This window comes from Chryseobacterium sp. WG23 (genome assembly GCF_024586575.1).
Lineage (GTDB): Bacteria > Bacteroidota > Bacteroidia > Flavobacteriales > Weeksellaceae > Chryseobacterium.
In genome coordinates this window covers 129876-152164 of record NZ_JALCZE010000002.1, presented here as the reverse complement: position 1 = coordinate 152164, position 22289 = coordinate 129876, and the positions used below count along the sequence as shown (strand labels likewise).

General features: G+C 35.8%; 20 protein-coding genes. 8 read left to right on the top strand and 12 right to left on the bottom strand.

The window, feature by feature from the left end:
- The first annotated feature begins 542 nt into the window (after positions 1-542).
- The gene (gcvP, locus tag MP477_RS03390; RefSeq protein WP_257189149.1) at positions 543-3401 is read left to right on the top strand and encodes an aminomethyl-transferring glycine dehydrogenase; all 2859 of its coding nucleotides are present in this window, start codon (positions 543-545) and stop codon (positions 3399-3401) included.
- Positions 3402-3731: 330 nt separating this feature from the next.
- Here the strand turns inward: gcvP and MP477_RS22735 are convergent, their stop codons facing one another.
- The 4 genes from MP477_RS22735 to MP477_RS03370 all read right to left on the bottom strand — a co-directional run bounded on the left by MP477_RS22735 (position 3732) and on the right by MP477_RS03370 (position 6371).
- The gene (locus MP477_RS22735) at positions 3732-3995 is read right to left on the bottom strand and encodes a hypothetical protein (RefSeq protein WP_306552704.1); all 264 of its coding nucleotides are present in this window, start codon (positions 3993-3995) and stop codon (positions 3732-3734) included.
- Positions 3996-4402: 407 nt separating this feature from the next.
- Complete coding sequence (locus MP477_RS03380; protein ID WP_257189148.1) at positions 4403-4579, bottom strand: hypothetical protein; 177 nt, start codon at positions 4577-4579, stop codon at positions 4403-4405.
- 676 nt (positions 4580-5255) lie between these two features.
- Positions 5256-5585 (bottom strand): hypothetical protein, encoded by a 330-nt coding sequence (locus tag MP477_RS03375; protein WP_257189147.1) that lies wholly within the window; start codon positions 5583-5585, stop codon positions 5256-5258.
- A gap of 45 nt (positions 5586-5630) precedes the next feature.
- Positions 5631-6371, bottom strand: coding sequence for an AAA family ATPase (locus MP477_RS03370; RefSeq protein ID WP_257189146.1), 741 nt, complete (start codon positions 6369-6371; stop codon positions 5631-5633).
- A gap of 1185 nt (positions 6372-7556) precedes the next feature.
- Between MP477_RS03370 and MP477_RS03365 the strand changes: the two genes are divergently transcribed.
- Positions 7557-7892 carry a multidrug efflux SMR transporter gene (locus MP477_RS03365; protein WP_257189145.1) on the top strand — a complete coding sequence of 112 codons (336 nt, stop codon included), beginning with the start codon at positions 7557-7559 and terminating at the stop codon, positions 7890-7892.
- A gap of 44 nt (positions 7893-7936) precedes the next feature.
- Here the strand turns inward: MP477_RS03365 and MP477_RS03360 are convergent, their stop codons facing one another.
- Complete coding sequence (locus tag MP477_RS03360) at positions 7937-8281, bottom strand: DUF6268 family outer membrane beta-barrel protein (protein WP_257189144.1); 345 nt, start codon at positions 8279-8281, stop codon at positions 7937-7939.
- On the opposite strand from MP477_RS03360, the gene MP477_RS03355 reads away from it, so the two are divergent.
- The gene (locus tag MP477_RS03355) at positions 8276-8497 is read left to right on the top strand and encodes a LytTR family transcriptional regulator DNA-binding domain-containing protein (RefSeq protein ID WP_373567403.1); all 222 of its coding nucleotides are present in this window, start codon (positions 8276-8278) and stop codon (positions 8495-8497) included. The genes MP477_RS03360 and MP477_RS03355 overlap by 6 nt on opposite strands.
- Here MP477_RS03355 and MP477_RS03350 read toward each other — a convergent pair.
- Entirely contained in the window at positions 8464-9201 is a 738-nt protein-coding gene (locus tag MP477_RS03350) for a DNA-formamidopyrimidine glycosylase family protein (protein WP_257189143.1), read from the bottom strand. The two genes, MP477_RS03355 and MP477_RS03350, sit on opposite strands and share 34 nt — an antisense overlap.
- A gap of 119 nt (positions 9202-9320) precedes the next feature.
- Positions 9321-9947, bottom strand: coding sequence for a bifunctional 2-polyprenyl-6-hydroxyphenol methylase/3-demethylubiquinol 3-O-methyltransferase UbiG (locus MP477_RS03345; RefSeq protein ID WP_257189142.1), 627 nt, complete (start codon positions 9945-9947; stop codon positions 9321-9323).
- Positions 9948-10138: 191 nt separating this feature from the next.
- Between MP477_RS03345 and MP477_RS03340 the strand changes: the two genes are divergently transcribed.
- Positions 10139-11494: a deoxyguanosinetriphosphate triphosphohydrolase gene (locus MP477_RS03340; RefSeq protein ID WP_230040330.1), complete on the top strand. Its 1356-nt coding sequence runs from the start codon at positions 10139-10141 to the stop codon at positions 11492-11494.
- A gap of 116 nt (positions 11495-11610) precedes the next feature.
- The gene (locus tag MP477_RS03335) at positions 11611-12549 is read left to right on the top strand and encodes an SPFH domain-containing protein (RefSeq protein ID WP_230040243.1); all 939 of its coding nucleotides are present in this window, start codon (positions 11611-11613) and stop codon (positions 12547-12549) included.
- Positions 12550-12617: 68 nt separating this feature from the next.
- On the opposite strand, the gene MP477_RS03330 is transcribed toward MP477_RS03335, so the two are convergent.
- Positions 12618-13232 carry a DUF4377 domain-containing protein gene (locus MP477_RS03330; RefSeq protein ID WP_230040241.1) on the bottom strand — a complete coding sequence of 205 codons (615 nt, stop codon included), beginning with the start codon at positions 13230-13232 and terminating at the stop codon, positions 12618-12620.
- 168 nt (positions 13233-13400) lie between these two features.
- On the opposite strand from MP477_RS03330, the gene MP477_RS03325 reads away from it, so the two are divergent.
- Together MP477_RS03325 and MP477_RS03320 are read left to right on the top strand one after the other, a co-directional pair.
- Positions 13401-15404, top strand: a complete 2004-nt coding sequence (locus MP477_RS03325; protein ID WP_257189141.1) for a hypothetical protein — start codon at positions 13401-13403, stop codon at positions 15402-15404.
- 107 nt (positions 15405-15511) lie between these two features.
- Positions 15512-15973 carry a lipocalin family protein gene (locus tag MP477_RS03320; protein WP_257189140.1) on the top strand — a complete coding sequence of 154 codons (462 nt, stop codon included), beginning with the start codon at positions 15512-15514 and terminating at the stop codon, positions 15971-15973.
- 65 nt (positions 15974-16038) lie between these two features.
- On the opposite strand, the gene MP477_RS03315 is transcribed toward MP477_RS03320, so the two are convergent.
- From MP477_RS03315 to MP477_RS03300, 4 genes are all read right to left on the bottom strand, one after another.
- A complete protein-coding gene (locus tag MP477_RS03315; protein WP_257189139.1) occupies positions 16039-16392 on the bottom strand; it encodes a DUF962 domain-containing protein in 354 nt (117 codons plus the stop codon).
- Positions 16393-16536: 144 nt separating this feature from the next.
- A complete protein-coding gene (locus MP477_RS03310; RefSeq protein ID WP_257189138.1) occupies positions 16537-18219 on the bottom strand; it encodes an APC family permease in 1683 nt (560 codons plus the stop codon).
- A 187-nt stretch (positions 18220-18406) separates the two neighbouring features.
- Positions 18407-18766 carry a CocE/NonD family hydrolase C-terminal non-catalytic domain-containing protein gene (locus tag MP477_RS03305; protein ID WP_257189137.1) on the bottom strand — a complete coding sequence of 120 codons (360 nt, stop codon included), beginning with the start codon at positions 18764-18766 and terminating at the stop codon, positions 18407-18409.
- 172 nt (positions 18767-18938) lie between these two features.
- Complete coding sequence (locus MP477_RS03300) at positions 18939-19079, bottom strand: hypothetical protein (RefSeq protein ID WP_257189136.1); 141 nt, start codon at positions 19077-19079, stop codon at positions 18939-18941.
- Between the two features lie 245 nt (positions 19080-19324).
- Between MP477_RS03300 and MP477_RS03295 the strand changes: the two genes are divergently transcribed.
- Complete coding sequence (locus tag MP477_RS03295) at positions 19325-22288, top strand: tetratricopeptide repeat protein (protein ID WP_257189135.1); 2964 nt, start codon at positions 19325-19327, stop codon at positions 22286-22288.
- The last annotated feature ends 1 nt before the right edge of the window (position 22289 follow it).

Genomic DNA, 22289 nt, shown 5'->3' with positions numbered 1-22289 from the left:
TCTTCATTCTGGAATGCATACACAGGTGCCAGAGGCGGTACTTTAAATGGAGTAATCATATTCATGTTGCAAATATATTAATTTAGAATAAATATAATTAATAAAATTTCATAATTTTCTAAAAACCTGATGAATAGCAGTGGATGCTCCTTTTTGGAGCTATAAATCAATCTGTTGAATTACATCAATTACATACTTTATTTTTCATATTTACCTATTGACTCTGCTTTTTTTAGATAAATTATAAATAATTCATAATGTAAAAATAGGATCATAATATGAGCTGGCATATTATAATATTTCAATGGATGCAGTACTGTTTTATTTGAAATAGAATTAACTGTATTTTTAAGTATTGTGTATAGAATAGCTATGTTTGTTATTTATAATGTGGTAAATAAGTGTTAATGTTATTAAAAGTAGATTTCATTAAAGCAGTCAGGTATTTCTGTGAATGAGCATCCGTTGAATGCTGTTGTACAATCGTTCAAAAAATTGTAATTTTAGCCATCTTTTTTACAAACAAAATCTAATAAATAAAAATGAATACAGAACAGTTTGTGAGCCGTCACATTTCCCTTAATGAAGCCGATAAACAGGCGATGTTGGAAAAACTTGGCGTTTCTAGTATTGAAGAGTTAATTTCTCAAACCATTCCTTCTTCTATCCGCTTAGAGAAAGATCTTGAGATCTCGGAACCGCTTTCGGAATACGAAATGCTGAACCACTCGAAAGAATTGGCATCTAAAAACACTGATTTTACAAGTTACATTGGATTCGGATACCACAATACACTTTTACCATCAGCAATTCAGAGGAATATCTTTGAAAATCCAAGCTGGTATACGGCTTATACACCGTATCAGGCAGAGATTGCACAGGGAAGACTGGAAGCTCTTCTTAATTTCCAAACTGTAGTATGTGATCTTACAGGTTTTGGATTAGCAAATGCATCTCTATTGGACGAGTCTACTGCAGCTGCTGAAGCAATGCATATGTTTTTCAACAACAGGACGAAAGATCAGAAAAAAGCAGGAGCCAATAAGTTCTTTATTTCTGACCTTGTTCTTCCTCAAACAGTTTCTGTACTGAAAACAAAAGCTGAAGGACTGGAAATTGAAGTGGTAATCGGTGATCATAAAACGCATCAGTTTGACGAGACCTATTATGGTGTTTTATTACAGTATCCAGGTAAAAACGGAGTTGTTTTAGACTACACAGAAGATATCGTAAACTATAAAAAACTTGATCTTCAGGTAGCGGTTGCCTGTGACCCTATGGCTTTGGTTAAACTGAAGTCTCCGGCTGAGATGGGTGCTGACTGTGCGGTAGGAACTTCACAGAGATTCGGTATTCCATTAGGGTATGGAGGTCCTCACGCAGCATTCTTTGCTTGTAGAGAAGATTATAAAAGAGATATCCCGGGAAGAATTATCGGAGTTTCTCAGGATATGTACGGAAAACGTGCACTAAGAATGGCATTACAAACCAGAGAACAGCACATCAAGAGAGAAAGAGCAACTTCTAACATCTGTACTGCTCAGGTTTTATTGGCGGTAATGGCCGGAATGTATGCTGTATACCACGGTCCAAAAGGACTAAACTATATTGCCGACCAGATCCACTTCAAGGCAAACGCTTTGAAAAATGGTCTTAAAGCATTAGGGTATGAAACCGTAGAAGAGCCGATCTTCGATACGGTAAAAATCACTATGAATGAAGATGAGAAAGGAAGATTGATGAGAATGATGCAGGATCATAGAATCAACCTTAATTACTTCACAGAAGATGTTGTTAGTATTGCGATCAACGAAAGTACAACATTGGAGAAATTAAATGATCTGATGGCTTCTTTTGCCCAGTTTAAAGATAAGCAGACTTTCAAATTAGAAATCAAAGAAGGATACAGTATTCCTGAAGAGAATTTAAGAAAAGACGAAATTCTTACGGAACAGGTCTTCAACAAATACCATACAGAGACAGAATTGATGCGTTATATCAAGCGTCTTGAGAGAAAAGATTTATCACTGACGCACTCAATGATCTCTTTAGGATCTTGTACGATGAAGCTGAACGCAGCAACGCAGATGTTACCGTTATCATGGGCAGATTGGGGTAGTGTACACCCATTTGTACCGGTAGATCAGGCAGGAGGTTACCAGAAAATGATCGCAGAACTTGAAAAAGATCTTGCTGAAATTACCGGTTTTGCCGGAACTTCATTGCAGCCTAACTCAGGAGCTCAGGGAGAATATGCAGGATTAATGGTAATCAGAGAATACCATATTTCAAGAGGAGATGCACACAGGAATGTAGTATTGATCCCACAATCTGCACACGGAACAAACCCAGCTTCTGCAGCAATGGCAGGAATGAAAATCGTAGTCGTTAAAAACCTTGAAAGCGGAGAAATCGACTTTGAAGATCTTAAAGCTAAAACAGAACAGCATTCAGCGAATTTATCAGCTGTAATGATCACTTATCCTTCTACATACGGATTCTTTGATGCCAACATTAAAGAAATTACCAACTTAATCCATGAACACGGAGGACAGGTATACATGGATGGTGCCAACATGAATGCTCAGGTAGGATTTACAAGTCCGGGGAACATCGGAGCAGACGTTTGCCACCTGAATCTTCACAAAACTTTCGCCATTCCTCACGGAGGTGGAGGTCCTGGAGTAGGTCCTATCTGTGTGGCTAAACACCTGGTTCCTTTCCTTCCTTCTAACGCTAATATCAGAATTGGAGCTAAAGAAGCTATTGACGGTATTTCTGCAGCACCTTACGGTTCTGGATTGATCCTTAACATTTCTTATGCTTACATTAAAATGTTAGGAACAGACGGTCTGAAAAAAGCTACAGGACATGCTATCATGAACGCCAACTATCTTAAAGAGATCCTGGCAGCACATTTCCCTATTCTATATTCAAATGAACACGGAAGAGTAGCTCATGAGTGTATCGTAGATTTCCGCCAGTTTAAATCTTTAGGAATTGAAGTGGCTGATGTAGCGAAGAGATTGATGGATTATGGCTTCCATGCTCCTACCGTTTCTTTCCCTGTTGCAGGAACATTGATGATTGAGCCTACAGAATCTGAAAGCAAGTCTGAAATAGACCGTTTTGCAGAAGCGTTGATCTCTATCAAGAAAGAAATCGATGAAATTGCGAACGGAGAAGCGGATGCAGCGAACAACGTATTGAAAAATGCTCCGCATACAGAGCAGCTGGTGATCTCAGATTCCTGGGATAAGCCATACAGCAGAGAAAAGGCAGCTTATCCATTAGACTGGGTAAGAGACCACAAATTCTTCGCTTCTGTATCAAGAGTAGATGAAGCATACGGAGATAGAAATTTAGTATGTACTTGTGAGCCTATCGAAGCTTATATGTAATAGAATTTTTTCCAGATATAACAAATCCCTTTCGTAATGAGAGGGATTTTTGTTTTTTATTAATTTTTTGTAACAATATTGCTTTGTGTCCAGCATTCATAAATTTTCCCGTTTCTAAGCTTTAATATATCAGTTCCTTCGATCAAAAATTTATTTCCAATAATATCGTTTGGATATTCAGTTTTTTCCTGCGAAAATTCCGGTTGCCTTCCAATGACAACTTAGCTACGCAAAGTCTCCTGACTTTGAGTAAGTTATTATTCATCATAATTGTTGTATTTCCAGCATTCAGAACTTCTATTTACATTAATCACTGGATTTTCTGCAATTTCAATTAATGATTATTCCTGTTCCATTAGAATAATTGGTTGCTGAAGAATAAATATAATGATTTGCTTTTGCTACAATTCCGGCACGAACTGGATTCAGGTGTATATAATTTAATTTATCCCACAAGAACTTTAAGCTGAAGATTTCCTCAGCATGATTTCCATATTGCCAAACCTGAAAATTTTTGTTTCTTGAATGAGTATCAATAGCTTTGGCAAATCGTTCTAAAATCCAATCTGTTCGGCTTTCCGCTTCTGTTTGCATTTTTTCTAATATTTGTTTCGCTGTAAATTTTTTAAAATCTCTGATTAGATCAGAAAGTTTTCCATCTTTTGACCGTACAATAAAAGGTAAATGTTGCTCATGATGACATAGCCGTAAAGAACCATTCCCTTGTTTTTGATGCAGAATCCTAAACATTCTATAATAGTATCCCGATATGTTTTCGGGTAAAAATATCTATCCAGTCAATAATAGTACAGGTGAAAAAGTGAGGTCTTTTCTGCTCTCTGATAACATATCCTTCTTTCATATTTGGTTTTTATCAAGATAATTAACGAAGTTGTAAATTATATACTTTATAGTGGTTTTTATTTGCCTCAAAGTCAGGAGACTTGGCGGAACACAGTGACCTTTTGGGACAGCTTCTTTATTGAACATTTCAAGCCCTGTTACTTTTTCTTGCGGGGATAAGCCGCTAAAATTGCAATTCCCACCAAAACGAAGGTGATCATCGAAATGGTTTCCATTGAAATTTCGCTTTTGTTTTCTGATGTATTTTGCTGGGAACACGAAAAAAGAAAAGATACTGTGATCCACAGATATCTCAATGGTTTTTTTTCATTCATAAGTGCATTTGTTTGATTTTTAATATTTTAAAATCAATAATTATACCGGGTTTGTGCTGTTTGAAAATTGATTTATTTTATTTGTATAATGGCTTTTTTTATATTTATATTTAAAATAATAACAGTAATAATTTCATTAAAATATTCCTTATTAAGTTGAATTTTAATGCTGCTTTTTTCAACTAAGGATTTTACCGTAATCCGGCTGAGATATCATTAATGTTGTTCTTCTATGATAAAAAATAAAGCACCTCTCAGTTTTAAGAGGTGCCCTTAATGTATTATAGTTTGTTATTTAGTTACCTTCTTCTATAGCTGTATGCAACTAATATGGCAACACCCATAGTAAGGCAGGTTATAATTGAAATAGTTTCAATGGAGATTTCACTTTTCATCTGTGTGTTTTCCTTTTCACATGAAAAAAAGAATAATACTGTCATCAGCAGACAGCCCGAGAGTAATTTTTTAATCATAAATGCATTTGTTTGGTTATTAATGTTTTATGAATCAAAAAGTATACCGAATTTGTAGACTAAAGGATGGGTGTTTTTTAATAAGGTTTAAACCTGGTGTTCATTTAAAATTCTGGAAGCTTTATCAATAACTTCCTGATGTTGAAAATAGCTGACAATAGTGATTAAAATAAAAAATAAGATAGGCACTACAAGTTCTATGATCAAGTGATAACAAAATTATATAAGAGTAAAAAAAGAATTCCTGCATATATTACATTAAACAGGATGGGGTAAAATGCTTCTGTTTTAAAGGTTAAAATTTTCGTGTTTTCATTATAAATAAAATATTCTTTGCCAGGAGATAATACAAGCAGAGATCTTTGTGAAAAATCCAGTTTTATAAGATTATCTTTTCCTGTGATGGTATTGCCGTCAATATGGATATCATTCACGCCCCGTTCTGTGAATGAGCTGCATACGGCATTGATTACATCTTCTAATGTTTTGTCTGCTGTGATTTTTCTTTTAAATGTATAGGTAAATGGAAACATATAACCTTATTTTTCACTCTCAACTCTCAACTCTCAACTAATAACTCATAACTCATAACTCTCAACTCCTGACTGAAGAGCTTCCTTAGCTTCCAGCTTTTCGATTAATGCAGATTTTACAGCAGTGAATGCATGGTCTTTCGCTTCAGCAAAAGAAATTCCGTATTTTCGTTCGATATGATTCAGGCCTTCAGGGAATGAAGCCAGCAGCTGATCATAGAAAGTATCCAGGAATTCTGCGGAAGGCATTTCATAATTGATCTTCAGCTGAAAACGCCGCAATATGGCAGTATCTATTATTTCAGGATGGTTCGTGGCACAAAGCAGCAGTGCATTTTCAGGATAATAGTCAATCAACTGAATCAGGGTGTTTACAAGCCTTCTCATCTCACCTACATCCTTGTCATCGCTGCCTCTTGCTTTTCCGATCTGATCCAGTTCATCAAGAAAAAGGACAGACCTTTCCCTTGCGGCTTTATCAAATATCATTTTAATATTTTGGGAAGTTTCCCCGATACGCGAGGAAACGATATTACTCAGGTTGAGGATAATAATATTTTTACCTAAAGCATTGGCTATTGCTTTTGCCGTCATTGTTTTTCCACATCCTGAGCTCCCCTGGAGAAGGATCTTATTATTCACGGGAAGGCCGTACTCCTGTAGCTCTTTCACATAGGTGTTTTCCTTGATAAGCTGTATCAGTAAGCCTTTATTGGTTTCATTGAGGAATACATCATTGAGATTTACTTGTTCTTTGTCCTGAATAATAAGATTGTACAGATTCATGGTGGCAATTCAAATAGTTAATTCTTAAGGAATACAAAGATAAAACTTTATTGAATGAAGTTTCATCCTGAAAAAGAATAAATAGGTAGGTCAGCAGTAGAGACATATTGCGGATAAAAATAATCAGGCTCTATAAGATGTATGGATATCGTAAAGTTTAGGTACCCTCTAAAACAAAGAAAAGCCAAACGTATGTTCAGCTTTTCTTTTGGATATTAAAATGTGTTATGAAACTAAGATCTTTTTGTTATGTTTTTGGGCCCTTTTACCCTGTTGAGTAAAAGAGCAAGGCCTGATTTTCAGACTAAAAACATAAAACAATATAATTAGTATAGATATTCTATAGGCTTACTGTGTTTTTAAAATTAGTTTCTTTCTCTTCTTACTGTCATGAAATATGATGTGAACACTACTAAACATGTTGCGATACCGATATAAGTTACCATTTTGTATTATTTTTAATTATTTGACTTTTTTTTATCAATCTTTCAATTGCAATATTACAGTTTTCAAATCACGTGCCAAAGTAAAATATTATGATGTATATCAGTGTATTGCGAGGGTTTTTGTTCACTTATTTGTTAATTTTTGTTTACAAAAAATTAATACATTATTGAGAATTTATTAATGCATTTATTGTCCTGTCCGTAAAATTATGTGAAAATGTTAAACGTTTAAAGCTTTCTATATTGGACTTGATAAAACAAGAAATAAATAATGTAATGCATAATACCGTCCGTTTGACCTGTTTTTGAATGTGAAATTTGAGCGTAAAACAGATCTCTATGTTAAGAAAAATTATTTTTACCGTTAGTTTTTATGCAGTGATTTTTTGTCAGTTGTCCGATTATATGACACCTTAGCGCTTGTTTTTATGTCAATATGGAGAGAGATAATAGGAAGTCATAAATCTTTATTGCTGGAATTATTGCAAAATGAGTCATACCTATATCTAAGGTAAAATGCTTTATTATAATTGTTTAGCAAAAGGTGTTGAAGCTTGAGTTGGGTTTTTGATGTCTGCCAGGGGATGATCTTAGCAGAAACTAGTGTTTACACCCTTTAATAAAAGAAAAATATTTGATTGAGGGATCTGCTGATCTTTATATAGTAGGTTCGTTTACTTTCAAACGGAGTTGAAAGAATACAGATCTGTTTTTATTACATTTGTATAAAGAATAAATGATGGGACGAAGTTATATTTTTCTGGCTTTAGCAATTGTATTTGAGATTATAGCCACTACTTTTCTGAAAAAATCGGAAGAATTTTCTAAACTATGGCCTTCCGTTGTCACGGTAATAGGATATGCTTCTGCTTTTTACTGTCTGAGCCTTACCCTTCGTGATATTCCTGTAGGCATTACCTATGCCATCTGGTCTGGAGTAGGAATTGTGTTTATAACCATGATTGGAATTATTGTCTTTAAACAGGTGCCGGATCTTCCTGCCATTATTGGGATTGTACTTATTGTGCTTGGAGTAATTATCATCAATGTATTTTCAAAAATGGGAACCCATTAAGCCTTATTTTACGGAATTTTTCAGGCTTCTCCGGAAACCGGAGATTATTTTACTCTGGGTTTTCCAAAAGGATTATAAGATATTCCGACATTGAAATAGAATGAAGGTTTGTAGCGGGCTTCAAAAATATAGTCTTTGAAAGATTCTTCTTTATCAAAGGCTCTGGCTTGCGGAACGGTCCTCATTCCGGTTTTTAATGTTCCTGTTAAATTATTGCCAAGGCTGTGTTCATAAATAACCCCGGAATTGATCTCCAGCTGACGGAATTCATAGGTCCTGCTATTCTTGTACATATAAAAGGAAGTATTATCCATCTCCGTTCCCAGAGAAAGTCTTCCGTTGGCAAGAATGTTTTTCCGTACTAATACTTTTTTGGGAAAACCATCCATCAGAAGATCTCCGGAGAAACTTTTATACGGGTCAGCAAATCATATGTTGTCAATATAAACTATATTGACTCCTTTGATAATCATACTCTATACATTGATGTATCGGAAATTCCGATAGGGGAAGTATACAGGGAAGAATTTTTCACAAAATATGCCGGTGGATTTTTAAATCGGATTAATGGTTATCCATACAGTTTTTGGTCTTTTTCGCAATAGAAACTTCGTCTTTTGCCTAAGCCGGTCTGTTTCTTGACCAGTTTTAATCCGCATATTGGGCATATTGTTTTTGTATGAACCTGCCAGTGTTTTTTCAGCGTAAATTCTCTTTTCCATTCCAGGAAATCGAAGCTGTAATTTCTGGCCTCTGCAATAAGTTCTTTTAGCTTTTTATCGGGAAGGTTTCCAAGTAAGCTTTCGGGCTGAACGCCGATTCTGAAAAGCACTTCGTTTTTAATAATATTACCTACTCCCGAAAATATATTCTGATCCATCAGGGCATCGCAAACCATCATTTCAGGGTTTGACTTCAGTTTCTTTTTTGCTTTTGCAGGATTCCAGCAGTCACTCAGTACATCGGCTTCCCAGTCTATTGAAGAAAGGTGTTCCTTCTCAACAGGTTTTACAGAACAGGTATAAAAGTATATACCACCCGTTGAAAAGATTAAGGCTAAACGTAAGCTTTTGTCCGGTTTCGTCTGCTCATTAATACTGTAAGAGCCAAACATTAACAAGTGAATACGAATAGCCGCTTTTTCAAAAACCAGATACGTCTGCTTTCCAAAAGTACGGATTTCCAGAAGGGGCTGACCCACAAATGGTTCTTTGTCAAATTTGGCATTACCTGAAGCTTCTGTTACCTTTTGGCCGACAAACTGCTGCAGGTTTTCTTTCATTAGAATTATAGATGGTCCTTCAGGCATAGCTTTCTTTTTTATGAAAAGTCCAAATACTATTCCAAGTGAATCATTGTTTTATCCAATACTGAAAAGGTCAGAATATTCAAAAAATATGCTGACCTGTGCTTATTCTTTATCTGTAATTATTGCTTCCTTCCTGCAAACCGTATTACAGAACCGGTTCCGTTGTGAAATAAACCTTCTTTAAGTTCTATTTCTGTTTCTATCAGCTCCACAATATCATAACCAGGAAAATCAGCTTTGATCTCATCAATGGAGAATAACGATTCAATATCTTTCGGACCTCCTACACTGGCATTTCTTGCAATATAATCAAGATGATTCTTACTGAAAGCTTCAAAAATAATAAAACCGCCTTTGCGAAGATACACATCAAGTATTCTATGGATTGATGATTTTATTTCAGCAGGAAAATGAGCATAGATAAGAGCAATAGCATCGAACTGTTGCTCCTGATATCCTAAGGTTGATAATTCGCCTACCTGATAATCAATAGCTACCTGGTTTTGTTCTGCGAGCTGCAGTGCTTTCTTCTGCCCTTCAGTACTGATGTCAAATGCTGATGCTTTCCATCCCTGAAGAGCAGCATAAACGGAATTTCGTCCCTCACCATCGGCAGGGAAGAGGATAGAACCGGGCTTTAATTGTTTTAATTGTGCTTGCAGATAAAGATTGGGATCTGTTCCGTATACGAACTCTTCATTGTTGTATCTTTCATCCCATTTCTCAAGCCATGCATTGTCTTTCATTGGTAATTTTTTTTAAATCAATAATAGGTAAAGCCAAGTTTTTAAAGTCTTCCCAAATGTAAAGCCTTTTCTGCTGGTTTTTTCTACCGAAAAAACAGTGATTATAATAGATTTTTTGAATGAGATTGCTGTTTAATAAAAATCTAAATAGTATTCCATAAAACTAAAATTTGAAGTAATTTTGAAAAATGATGAATTTAAACCAGATTTTCACCAATCAACGTACAGGAAATAATCCGCATACCAAAGCTTCAAGGACTGATTTTCAAAGGGATTTCGATAGAATTATCTTTTCTTCTGCCTTCAGAAGACTTCAGAATAAAACCCAGGTTTTCCCTCTTCCCGGAAGCGTTTTTGTGCATAACAGGCTTACACACTCCTTAGAAGTGTCGTCGGTAGGAAGAAGTTTAGGAAGTATTATTGGTGAATTTATTGCTGAAGATTTTAAAAATGAACTTAGTGAAGATTCCAAGAATTTTTATCTCTATAATTTAGGAAATGTAATTGCTGCGGGATGTTTGTGCCATGATGTAGGAAACCCGGCTTTCGGTCATTCCGGTGAAGATGCTATTGCAAGTTATTTTGAAAGGAATGAGAAAGATCTGAAATCAAAATTTAATGAAAAGGAATGGGCAGATCTGGTTAATTTTGAAGGAAATGCAAATGCTATAAGAGTATTGGCCCAGCAGCAGCAGGGAAAAGATGCCGGAGGTATTCAGCTTACTTTTTCCACACTGGCAAGTATCGCCAAATACCCATGTGAAGCGGTTGCCAGGAAAAAAGGAGTTATCCATAGAAAGAAGTTCGGATTTTTCCAGAATGAGAAAGATATATTCCTGGAAATCGCAAAAGGAACCCATCTGATTGCTGAAAGCGAGGAGCCCTATATTTTCAAAAGACACCCATTTGTATGGTTGGTAGAGGCTGCTGATGATATCTGTTATAATATTATTGATATGGAAGATGCCCACAGACTGGGGATAGTATCAACTGCCGAGTGTGAAAACCTGTTTTTTGAGCTGGTAAAATCCGAAAGTAACGATATTAATAAAGTGAAAGATAAGCTGGTTTCCATTTCTAATGAAAACGAAAAGATCTCTTACCTGAGAGCAAAAGCAATCAATGCATTGATCAATAAATCACTTGAAATCTATAAACAGAATTTTGAAACTATTCTTAAAGGCGGTTTGGATAATGGTCTGCTGGATATGTACAAATCTGAGAATAAAGCTTTACAGGATATAGAATCGTTCTCTATAGAAAAGATCTACAATCACAAAGCAGTAGTGGAAATTGAAAATGCAGGATATAATGTAATGTATGAATTGCTGGATCATTTTATTCCTTCTATCCTGAAACCTGAGGACGAAAGAAAATCATATGATAAAAAAGCATTGAAGCTGCTTCCAAGACAGTTTGTATATGAAACCGGAACAGATTATCAGAAAGTCCTTGGAATCATTGATTTTGTCTCAGGAATGACGGATAATTATGCTACGGATCTCTATAGAAAGATTAAAGGTATCGATATAGGAATGACCGTTTAGTTTGAAAATAAGTAGTATATTTATAGAAAGAGTTTAAATTGTTTAAAACCTTAGGAATAACTTCCAGTGTTTTAACAAAACATCAATTATTACTACTTATTATAAAAACTTAAACTATGGGAATTTATCTTGCACCCGTTATTTTCTTCGGGCTTATTATTTTATTTGCATCATTTTTTGTTGTAAAACAGGAAACAGCTGCTATTATAGAACGTTTTGGAAAATTCCAGGGAGTAAAACATTCAGGGCTTCACCTTAAGCTTCCTATTATTGATCAGATTGCCAAAAGACTGAATCTTAGAATTCAGCAGCTGGATGTTATGATTGACACAAAAACGCTGGACAATGTATTTATAAAAATGAAAATCTCTGTTCAGTACCAGGTCATCAGAAACCAGGTGGGAGATGCCTATTACCGTTTGGAAAATCCTGAAAATCAAATTACTTCTTTTGTCTTTGACGTGGTGCGTGCTGAAGTACCAAAGATGAAACTGGATGATGTCTTTGTAAGAAAAGATGATATTGCAGTAGCCGTAAAAGGAGAGCTTCAGGAAGCTATGAACAGTTATGGATATGATATCATCAAAGCGTTGGTAACTGATATAGATCCTGATGAGCAGGTGAAACATGCCATGAACAGGATCAATGCCGCAGAAAGAGAGAAAACAGCTGCCGAATATGAGTCAGAAGCGCAGAGAATAAGAATTGTAGCCGTAGCAAAAGCCGAAGCGGAATCTAAAAAACTGCAGGGGCAGGGGATTGCAGATCAAAGAAGAGAAATTGCAAAAGGTCTTGAAGAATCTGTAAGAATGCTGAACAATGTAGAGATTAATTCACATGAAGCATCTGCTCTTATTGTGGTAACCCAACACTATGATACTTTACATTCTGTAGGGGCAAGCACCCGCAGTAATCTGGTGCTTCTTCCCAATTCACCTACTGCAGCAAGCAGTATGCTGAATGATCTGGTAGTTGCCATGACCACAGCAAATACCGTAGGGGAAGCCACCAAAGGTAAATACCCGGAACCTCCTCAAAAAGAATCAGGATATTAAAAAGGAACGAAGTTTTAACTTCATTCTTTCGGAAAAAAAGCTACTGAATTTCAGTAGCTTTTTTAGTGTTATTTCTTGGTTTTAGAAACCTGTTTGATCAATGTGTATTTTATAGAAGACGCATCTGCCGGTGGGTTATCTATTTTTTCAGTTTTTACCTGTAAAACATATTCATATCCCGGTTCATAAGTGAATCCTTCAATATTGGTGTAGAAGTTTGTCCAGCCTTCAGAAGCATTTTCTTTTACCTGTAAACACTTCATACGTCCTGCACCTGCCGAACAGTCTACAGTCTGTGCTCCTATAATAAGTGTTTTTTCATTGCTTGCTGCTGCTTCTTTTTTTGTTTTAGAAACCTGTTTTACCAATGTGTATTTTACAGAAGACCCGTCAGCTGGTGGATTGGCAATTTTTTCAGTTTTTACTTTTAATACATATTCATACCCCGGTTCATACGTAAATCCTTCAATATTGCTGTAGAAATTAGTCCAGCTTTCAGAAGTTTTTTCTTTTACCTGCAGACATTTCATAGGAGCCACTCCTGTACAGTCTGCTGTTTGTGGTCCTACGATGAAAGTTTTTTCATCAGCTGCGGAGGCACCTGCAGTAGTTGTACATTGTGTCATTGCAAATAATGCTAACGCGGGAACTGTCCCTTTTAGAATTGTTGCTATACTTTTCATAAAACTTGATTTTAAAACCTTACTCGCAATTACCATGCCGAATTTCCAGCCTGAATTGTCGCAGTTCTTCTATTGTTTTTTATTTTATTAATTATTTAATTTGAACTTTCTAATAAGTATACCCAAAAAACAAAACTATTAAATAGAAATACGGATAATCAAATTCAAATGGAAAATTATAAGATTCAAAAACCTGAAGTGTGGGCAGGAAATATTGGAGACCAGGAAATTATAGATAGAATCAAGGACTCGGAATTTGCCAGGAAACAAATTGAAGAAGGTAAAGATTACTGCTACTTTTTAGATAAAAAATATTATACAAGCAATAATGAAAACAGTGAATATGTCTGCATGGCTTATACCCTGAATGAGCCCGGAAATTTAGAAAGAGCCTCAGTTTCTGATGTTGTGGTAGAAGAAAATGAAGTCTATCAGATCCATAGAATCAGTGTTTTAAGAGATGGTGTCCTGGTGGACAAAATTCCAGATACCCGGATTAAAGTGCTGGATAGTGAAAACCAGAGTAGCGGAGGAGTGCTGAGCAGCAATAAAAAGATCAATATTACGATCAAAGATCTGAGGTTATATGATGTGTTGATTCTGGAAGATTCGCGGATTAAAGAATTTACAGACCGTGATTTTCTGAGAAAGGAATTTTCAAAATACGTATGGGTGAGCCCTGATAATTACTGGGCTTATGGTCATTTTAAATTTACCTTTATCAATGCCCGGGAGCAGACCATAGCCTATAAGAAAACTTTCTTCCGCAATGAAAGAGGTGAAGTGCTGGAACCCGAAATCAAATTTCTGAAGCAGGGACAATGCTTTGTGATTGAAAAGCCTAATTATATCAACCCTGTGGATTCAGGGCGTGAAATTTTTCCTTATGTAGATTTTGCAACAGAAAGTAGCTGGAAAGATCTTTCCAATTATATTGCTCCCCTTTATGATGAAGTTTTTAATAAAGCTGCTTTACGAGACTTTGCACCTAATCTTGTTGAAAAGATTGATGCTATTGCAGACCAGGGCGAGAAAATTCAGTTTGCCATAGAATATGTTCAGAATCATATCTACTATATTTTCAATGCAGATGAAATGAATGGTCACAAACCCCAGGAACCCTTAGTAACTTATGAAAATAAGCAGGGAGACTGCAAGGCAAAATCGGTTTTACTGAAAGTTATCCTTGATTATATCGGTGTGGAAGCATCGGTGGTTTTGGTAAATTTTAATACAGATTATTATATTAAATACTATCTGCCTTCACTGTTAAGTTTCAATCATGTGGTCGTGAAGATTAATTACAAAGGAGAAGAATATTTTGTAGATGCTACTACCCGTGATGAATTTGGATTGATTGAAAACAGAGGGTTTATGTTCTTTATACATTATCTGGAGACGAAGAAAGATCAGGACTTGCAAGTTAGAACACCTTATAAGTTTCCTTATTATTGCGTAGATGAAAAGGTGGATTTCAATGTAAAAGGCAATATTGGCAAGCTTAATCTGGTTACTACCTATAAAGGGAATCGGGCAAATGCCATGAGAAGATATTTTAAAAGTACTAATAAAAGGGAGATCATAGACAGCTGGAATAGTTTCCTTTTTTATGGTTTTAATTATTCCAATGACAGAAATGGTACAGATATCAGAAATGTATTCAAAGATGCGGAAATAGAAGTAGTAAGTGATGATAAAAAACTGAATGAAATGAAGATCCAGTATACTGCTACAGTAGAAAATCCTTATTATGTTGATCCGCAGAATAATCGTTTTCTGATGTATTTTGACCGTAATGTAATAAAGGCCAGCGCAAGGGACTTTATGCATAAAGACCTTCCTTTCTGGCATAGTTTCGACAGTGAAAAATATGAAATCAATTTGTATACGGATCAGAAAATTGATACCGCAGAAAAATATACGATGCAGGAAAGCACCATAAAAAATCCTTATTTCGAATATAGCAGCCGTAAGAAAGTGACTAAGAATGGAGCAAGTGTCTATATAGAATCCAATCCTTTAGTTAACATTGAAATTCCGCAAAAAGACTTTGAACAGTTCAGAACGGATCATCACACGGTTGCAGACAGTAATTTCGGACTGGGAATTGATATCATTGAACCCGGATTGATGAACAGTCTTAAATTCAGTTTTAAGAAAAGATTTAAATAAAGATATAAGGTTCGGCGGGCAGCAAAGCTGCCCGCCGAACCCATTTCCAAATCTTTTTATTTCAATTATTGTATCTTCGTTTAAAATAACACAAACCTGTTCTTTCAATGATTGATAAACTATTGCCGGTTGCTTTTCTTATGGCAGCCTCTTCATTTGTAAATGCCCAAAAATTAGCAAAAGAAAATGTAATTGGATTCTGGAAGTTAAAAGAAGCCGGATTTTATGAAAATAAAGAAAAGACCGTGAAGGACTTTGATAACTGTCGTCTCATGAGGAATTATGCCATAAGGGAAGATGGCTTTGCTGTTTACAATTATATAGAAGGGAGCATAGGAGACTGCATACCCTCCGAGCCAAGACTTTCCTTTTGGCGAATCGTAGAAAACAGAATTCAGTTTTATGTAGATGATAACACTATTCTGGAAGAAGTAACAGTCACTTTGAATAAAGATAAAACGATGACTTTCTCAAGCTATATCCCTGAACCGATTAAAGTGAAAGGTGATTCGCGAACAGAAAAGGTTGTGAATACAATCCATTATGATATCCTTGAGAAACAATATTGACGATAAATCTTATTTCCCTTATAGATTACGTTAGGCTAATCTTATTAAAGAAAATAAATCTAGGCTTACAGTGAGCTTTCAGGATTTTGGGATGCCTTCGGCTGAACAGGGGTTATAAATTTCTGTTTTCCAATCAGTAATTCAAAAAATAGCCGGAAATCTGAGATCAAAGACCATACAGGATATTTAAAAGTTGCAGGCTTATTTCTTTCGATAACCGCATGGCTAAACCATGCAAAACCATATCCGAAAATAGGAATATACCATAGAAATCTTTCTTTTCCGGAATTGATCACATATCCAATCACTGCAAATACGAGTAGGGTTCCTATGAAGTGGAAGATCCGTGTTCCTGTTTTACTATGTTCGGTAAGATAAAACTGATAAAATTCTCTGTATGTTTTTATTCTCTCAGACATGGCACATTAGTTTATTGGTTATGTTAAATTGATAGCAATAATGTTGCCGGTTTTTAAACTAAGTTTATGAAAAGCAAAATGGTAAGCAATAAAAAGGCGAACTTGCCGTAATGCCCGTTCGCCTTGATATATATTAATTATTCATTATTTTTTTCTTAACTCTTTTCCAAGTTTACTGTTCTTGTAGCCGTAGCAGAAATAAATGACCATTCCTACAAGGAACCACATTCCGAACCAGAACCAGTTTTCATGACTCATACCGGTAAGAAGGTAGAGGCAGGAACTTAGACCCACTAATGGAATTAATGAAAAATTCTTTATAAAAGTCAAAATACACAAGGCTATATTGATCAGAATAAAGAAGAAAATTGAAGCTCTGAATTCCCCTTCTTTAGGATCTTTCCAGTCCATTAAAGTTTGGAAAAATTCTGGCTGCCAGTAGTAGAATACAATCAGTCCGCCAATGAAAACAACAGGGAAGATGATTTTACCATTAATATAAGGAAGATGAAACCTTCCCTTTATTTTTTCTTTAGCCGGAAGCATAAGCACTCCCGCACAAACTAATACGAAGGCGAAGATAGTACCGATACTGGTAAAGTCCAGGATAAATGTTTTATCTGTAAATAAAATAGGAATTCCTACGACAATTCCGGTAACCACAGTGGCATAAGAAGGTGTTTTATATTTAGCATGTACTTTTTGAAATCTTTGAGGCATTAATCCGTCGCGGCTCATGGCATACCAGATTCTTGGCTGCCCCATCTGGAAAACCAATAATACGGTTGTAATAGCAACAATAGCAACAAAAGAAACAACAAGTTCCATCCATGCTACATTAGCATTGGTTTTTTCAAAGATAAACGATAGCGGATCACCAACACCGTCAAACTTTTTATAGTCTACCATACCTGTTAATACCAAGGTCAGGGCAATATAAATTACCGTACATAAAACAAGCGATATGATCATTCCTTTTGGTAAGGTTTTTTGAGGATCTTTGGTTTCTTCAGAAAGAACACTTAAAGCATCAAATCCGATATAGGCAAAGAATACTCCCGATACGGCGCTCATGACCCCTGCAAAACCATTAGGCATGAAGGATGGAGCTCCCGTTACCGGGCTTATTGGAGTCCAGTTATCGGTATTGATATAGGAAAAACCAACCAGAATTACCAATATAATGACCCCCAGTTTTAAGATAACAAGGGAGTTATTGAAGTTCTTACTTTCTTTTACCCCTACATAACAAAGCCAGGTAATCAAACCGTTGATCACCAAGGCCGGAATGTCTACAATAAACTTTAAACTTCCAATTAATGGAGCAGTTTTCCATGCATTCAGTAATTCTTTATTTTCTGAGCCATTTGCAACGGCTTTGCTGGCTTCCGTATAGCTGCAGGTAAGATAATCGGGGATATGCATTCCCAGACGGCCTAGAAAGCTGGTGAAATAATCCGACCAGGAGAAAGCAACGTAAATATTTCCGAAGGAATACTCCATAATCAGTGCCCATCCGATAATCCAGGCAATCAATTCTCCGAAACTGGCATAGGCATACGTATAAGCAGAACCTGCTGTAGGAATTCTGCTGGCAAACTCAGCATAGCATAAAGCGGTAAACCCGCAGGCAAAACCACAAATCAAATATAGAAGGATAACACCGGGACCTCCTCTGAAAACAGCTTCTCCCAAACTACTGAAACTTCCGGCTCCAATAATGGCCGCTATCCCAAAAAATACAATGTCCCATACACCCAAGACCCTTAAAAGTCCCGTTGAAGTATCCGTATCTGAATAGATTTTTCTTCTAAAAAGTTGACTCATTCAATAACTATATTTGATTTGAAAAAAAGCAAATGTAATGATTTTTTATTTTGATGTTAACAGTTGTTAAGAACATTTAGGTAAAAATGCTCAATCAAAAGCTGTTAGTCTTTATAAACAGGTATTTCCACATAGCTGTCATTATACCATTTATTTCCAAAGGTTCCGCGGAATTCTGTATGGTTTCTTACATCCTTACCGTTCCGTAATTGATTTGCCAGCTTGGATTTTTATTTGCCCCTACTAATAACACCAATTTGCTTCCTTTTTCTATTTTTTTGCTGATGAAGATCGAGTTATGGATGGGAATCTGTTCATCTTTCCCGGGTTTCAGAAGCTGGCGTACAGAATGGTCTTTTGCATAGCTGGCTCTTGCAATATGAGTAGACAATAAAAATGCTTTACCCTCTGATTTTATCTGGTATAAATAAGTATCCGTATCAAAGTCTTTTTTATTGATGGAGATATTGAAGAATCCTGACAGGTTTCCACTGATGATAAAATCTTTATCTATTGTTTTACTTTCAAAATATACGGAATTTGTCATTTTGAAGCTGTCTTTTTTACTGACTGTATAATAAGAACCTTTTTTATCCCGGTCTTTAAAATCAACAGTGTGCGTTGTGAAACTTCTATTGTTGGGTTTGTCAAAAACGGATGAGCTGTTTTTACGATCCTGAAGTTAAAACTTATGCGTAGTATTATGCATTTTATCAAGATCAGGAGCATGTTTCCATAGCAAGACCCCGCATCTGCTTTTCTAAAACAAGAGAGTCTGTTACAGCAGTTTGGGGGAAGTGAAATTTCTGTGCCTGCATCAGGTTTACAAAAATTAATGCTAAAAGTATCTTAATTTCCATGTAATGGTATGTTTTTAGCTGCTGTAGAAAAAGGATCAGATCAAAATGTATTTTTGATAACTGGTTACTAAAATTGTTTACATTTTATCAGACTAAAGTAAGAAATTTTATCATGAGACAGTGAAAAGTTTTTATTGTTGTTGAATTGATATTCCAAGCTATTAAATCTGTTAAAACTTGCTTAAACAATAAGTTTTTAATATTTTCGTTAACTTATTTAGACTAATTTTCTTATATCAAGAAGAATGAAATCAAAAAAAATACTTTTAGCGGCTGCTGTGATCTATTTCGGAATTACCGATGCCCAACAGTCCCAATATTTTACACAGAAAGAAAATTATAGATTTAATCTGGCAGAAAATCTTTATCAGACCAAAATATACAACGCTTCCCAATATGAATATGCAAGACAATATTTCTACAATCAGAATTTGTCCCGTTCAAAGAAGGAAGCGGCTCAGTTTTTTGACAATGTGATTGGGGTAATTCTCCAGAAAAATCATGCTGAAGAAGGTTTAACTGCTTTTATTAAAGAATATCCTAATTCTGCGTATTTCGCCCAGGCTAATCTCCCTTTAGTGGATTATTATCTGGCAAAGAAAGATTTTGATAAAGCATTGGAAACTTTGAAAAAAGTAAACCAGTATCAGCTTTCCAAAGAGGAGAATACACAGTACATTCTGAAACTGGGCTATGCCAAATTTATGACTGGAGATTCTAAAGGTGCTACCGACGCATTGGAAGAAGCCTATAAGTCGGCTGATCAGTCTCAAAAAGGGGATATTGCCTATATGCTGGGGCATTTGTATTACAGCAACAGGCAAAATGATAAAGCTTTCCAATATTTTGATTCTATAAAAGATCAGGATAAATTCTCAAAACTGGTGCGTCCTTATTATGTACAACTGTATTATAATGATAAGAACTATGACCAGGCTATTTCTGAAGGGAATGCCTTACTGAACGAAAATATTTCAGATTCTTATAAAGCAGAGGTTCATAAGATTATTGGGGAAAGTTACTTTATGAAAAATGACTACACGTCTGCTTATCCTCACTTAAAAGACTATCTGAACGTGCAGCAGAATCCATCTGAAAATGATTTGTATGAAATGGGATTCGTAGCCGCTCAGCTTAAAAAATATGATGAGGCAGTTTCTTATTACAACCAGCTTGTTAACAGTAATTCAGCACTGGCACAGAATGCTTACTACCAGTTAGGAAATGCTTATCTGGCAGTAGATAAAAAACAGGAGGCACTTTCGGCATTCCGTTCTTCTTATCAGATGGATTATGATGCGAAAGTGAAAAAGCTTGCCCATGAACAATATGCTAAATTAAGCTATGATATCGGAAACCCGTTTGAAAGCCCTTCAGGGGTAATCCAAAGCTACATCAACGAGAATCAGAACGCTGCCAATGCCTCAGAGATGAGATCGTTATTGGTAAAATCTTATCTGTATTCGGGTAACTATAAAGAAACCCTGAATGCTATCGACAGATTACAAAGCTCTACCCCGGAAATCAATAAAGTAGATCAGGAGGTTTCCTATTTATTGGGAACAGAAGAGTTCAACAAAGGGAATTATGACGAAGCTGAAAAGTATTTTCTGAGAAGCCTTGGATTTAATATCAATAAAGAATTTAACAGCAGAGCTTTATATTGGCTGGCACAGGTATATTACCAGAAGGGAAATTATCCGTCTGCTATAAGCCGTTATGAAAAACTTCTTACCGAGAGCTTCCCTGAAAAACAACAATTGCCTTATGATTTAGGATATGCTTATTTTAAATCTAAGAAATTTGACCAGGCCGCAGCTTATTTCAAACAGTATCTTACGAATCCTAAACCTGAGTTTAAAAATGATGCAGAACTTCGTCTGGCAGATATTCATTACGCCAATAATGATCTGAACGAAGCTATCGCCATTTATGATAAAAATGAAGATGCTACAGATTATACCGTATATCAGAAAGCAATGGCTTTAGGATTTAAAGGAGATACGCAGGCAAAAATCAATAATTTAAAAAATCTCATATCAAAATATCCGGACTCTGAATATTATGATGATGCACAATACGAAATAGGAACTGCTTATGCTGCTCAGGATGATTTTGCCAATTCCAATGATTATTTTGGAAAGGTGATTAAAACATCTTCAGACAAAGATCTGATTGCGAATGCTTCTATTTACAGGGCACAGAATTATATCGATCAGAACCAGAATGACAAAGCGCTTTCTGAGCTGAAATCTTTGGGTGAGCAGTATAAAAATACAGCATATGCTCAAAAGATCGTTCAGGCAGCAAAACCTATTTTCACGAAGAACGGAGATGTTTCCGGTTATGAAAATTTTGCCAGGACGATTGGAGTTAATGTGGATGCTTCCGAAATTGATGAGATCAACTTATCTACAGGAAAACAGTATTTCTCTAAGAAGGATTATAAAAACGCAATTTCTTATTACGAGAAGTATCTGACGCAGAATCCAACAGGTGAGGGGCTTTACCAGGCGAAATATGAACTTGGGGAAAGCTATTACCAAACCAATAATTCAACAAAAGCGCTGCTTGTTCTTCAAGAGGTGGCTGGTGTTCAGAATGATTATCAGGATGATGCTCAAACCCGCTTAGTACAGATCTTCCTTGCACAGGGGAATACTGCTGAAGCTAAAAAGTATCTGGAGGGAATTAAAAACTCTTCCGATATCAGCATTAAAAACTATGCAAATGTTGAACTGATGAAGCTCTATGCTGATGAAAAGAACTTCTCTGAAGCTGAAAAATTAGCAAATGCCGTTATTGCCAATTCTAAAAACTCTGCAGCTGTTATAGAGACGGCTAAAGTAATTAAGGCGAGAAGCCTGATGAACTCAGGAAAAGATAAAGACGCCCAGTCTGCCTATACTGCTCTTGAGAAATCATCCAATACCTCTGTTGCTGCAGAAGCACTGTATGCAAAAGCGTATTATCAGAATAAAGGAAAAGCTTTCAAATCTTCCAACGAAGCCATCTTTAAGCTTGCCAACAATTATTCATCAGAAGAATATTGGGGAGCAAAAGCGCTGGTATTGATGGCGAAAAACTATATCGGTCTGAAAGACAATTACCAGGCAAGTTATACCTGTGATCAGATTATTGCCAATTATAAAGATTTCCCGGAAATTGTTGCAGAAGCAAAAGAAGTTAAAAAACAGATTAAAAAATAAG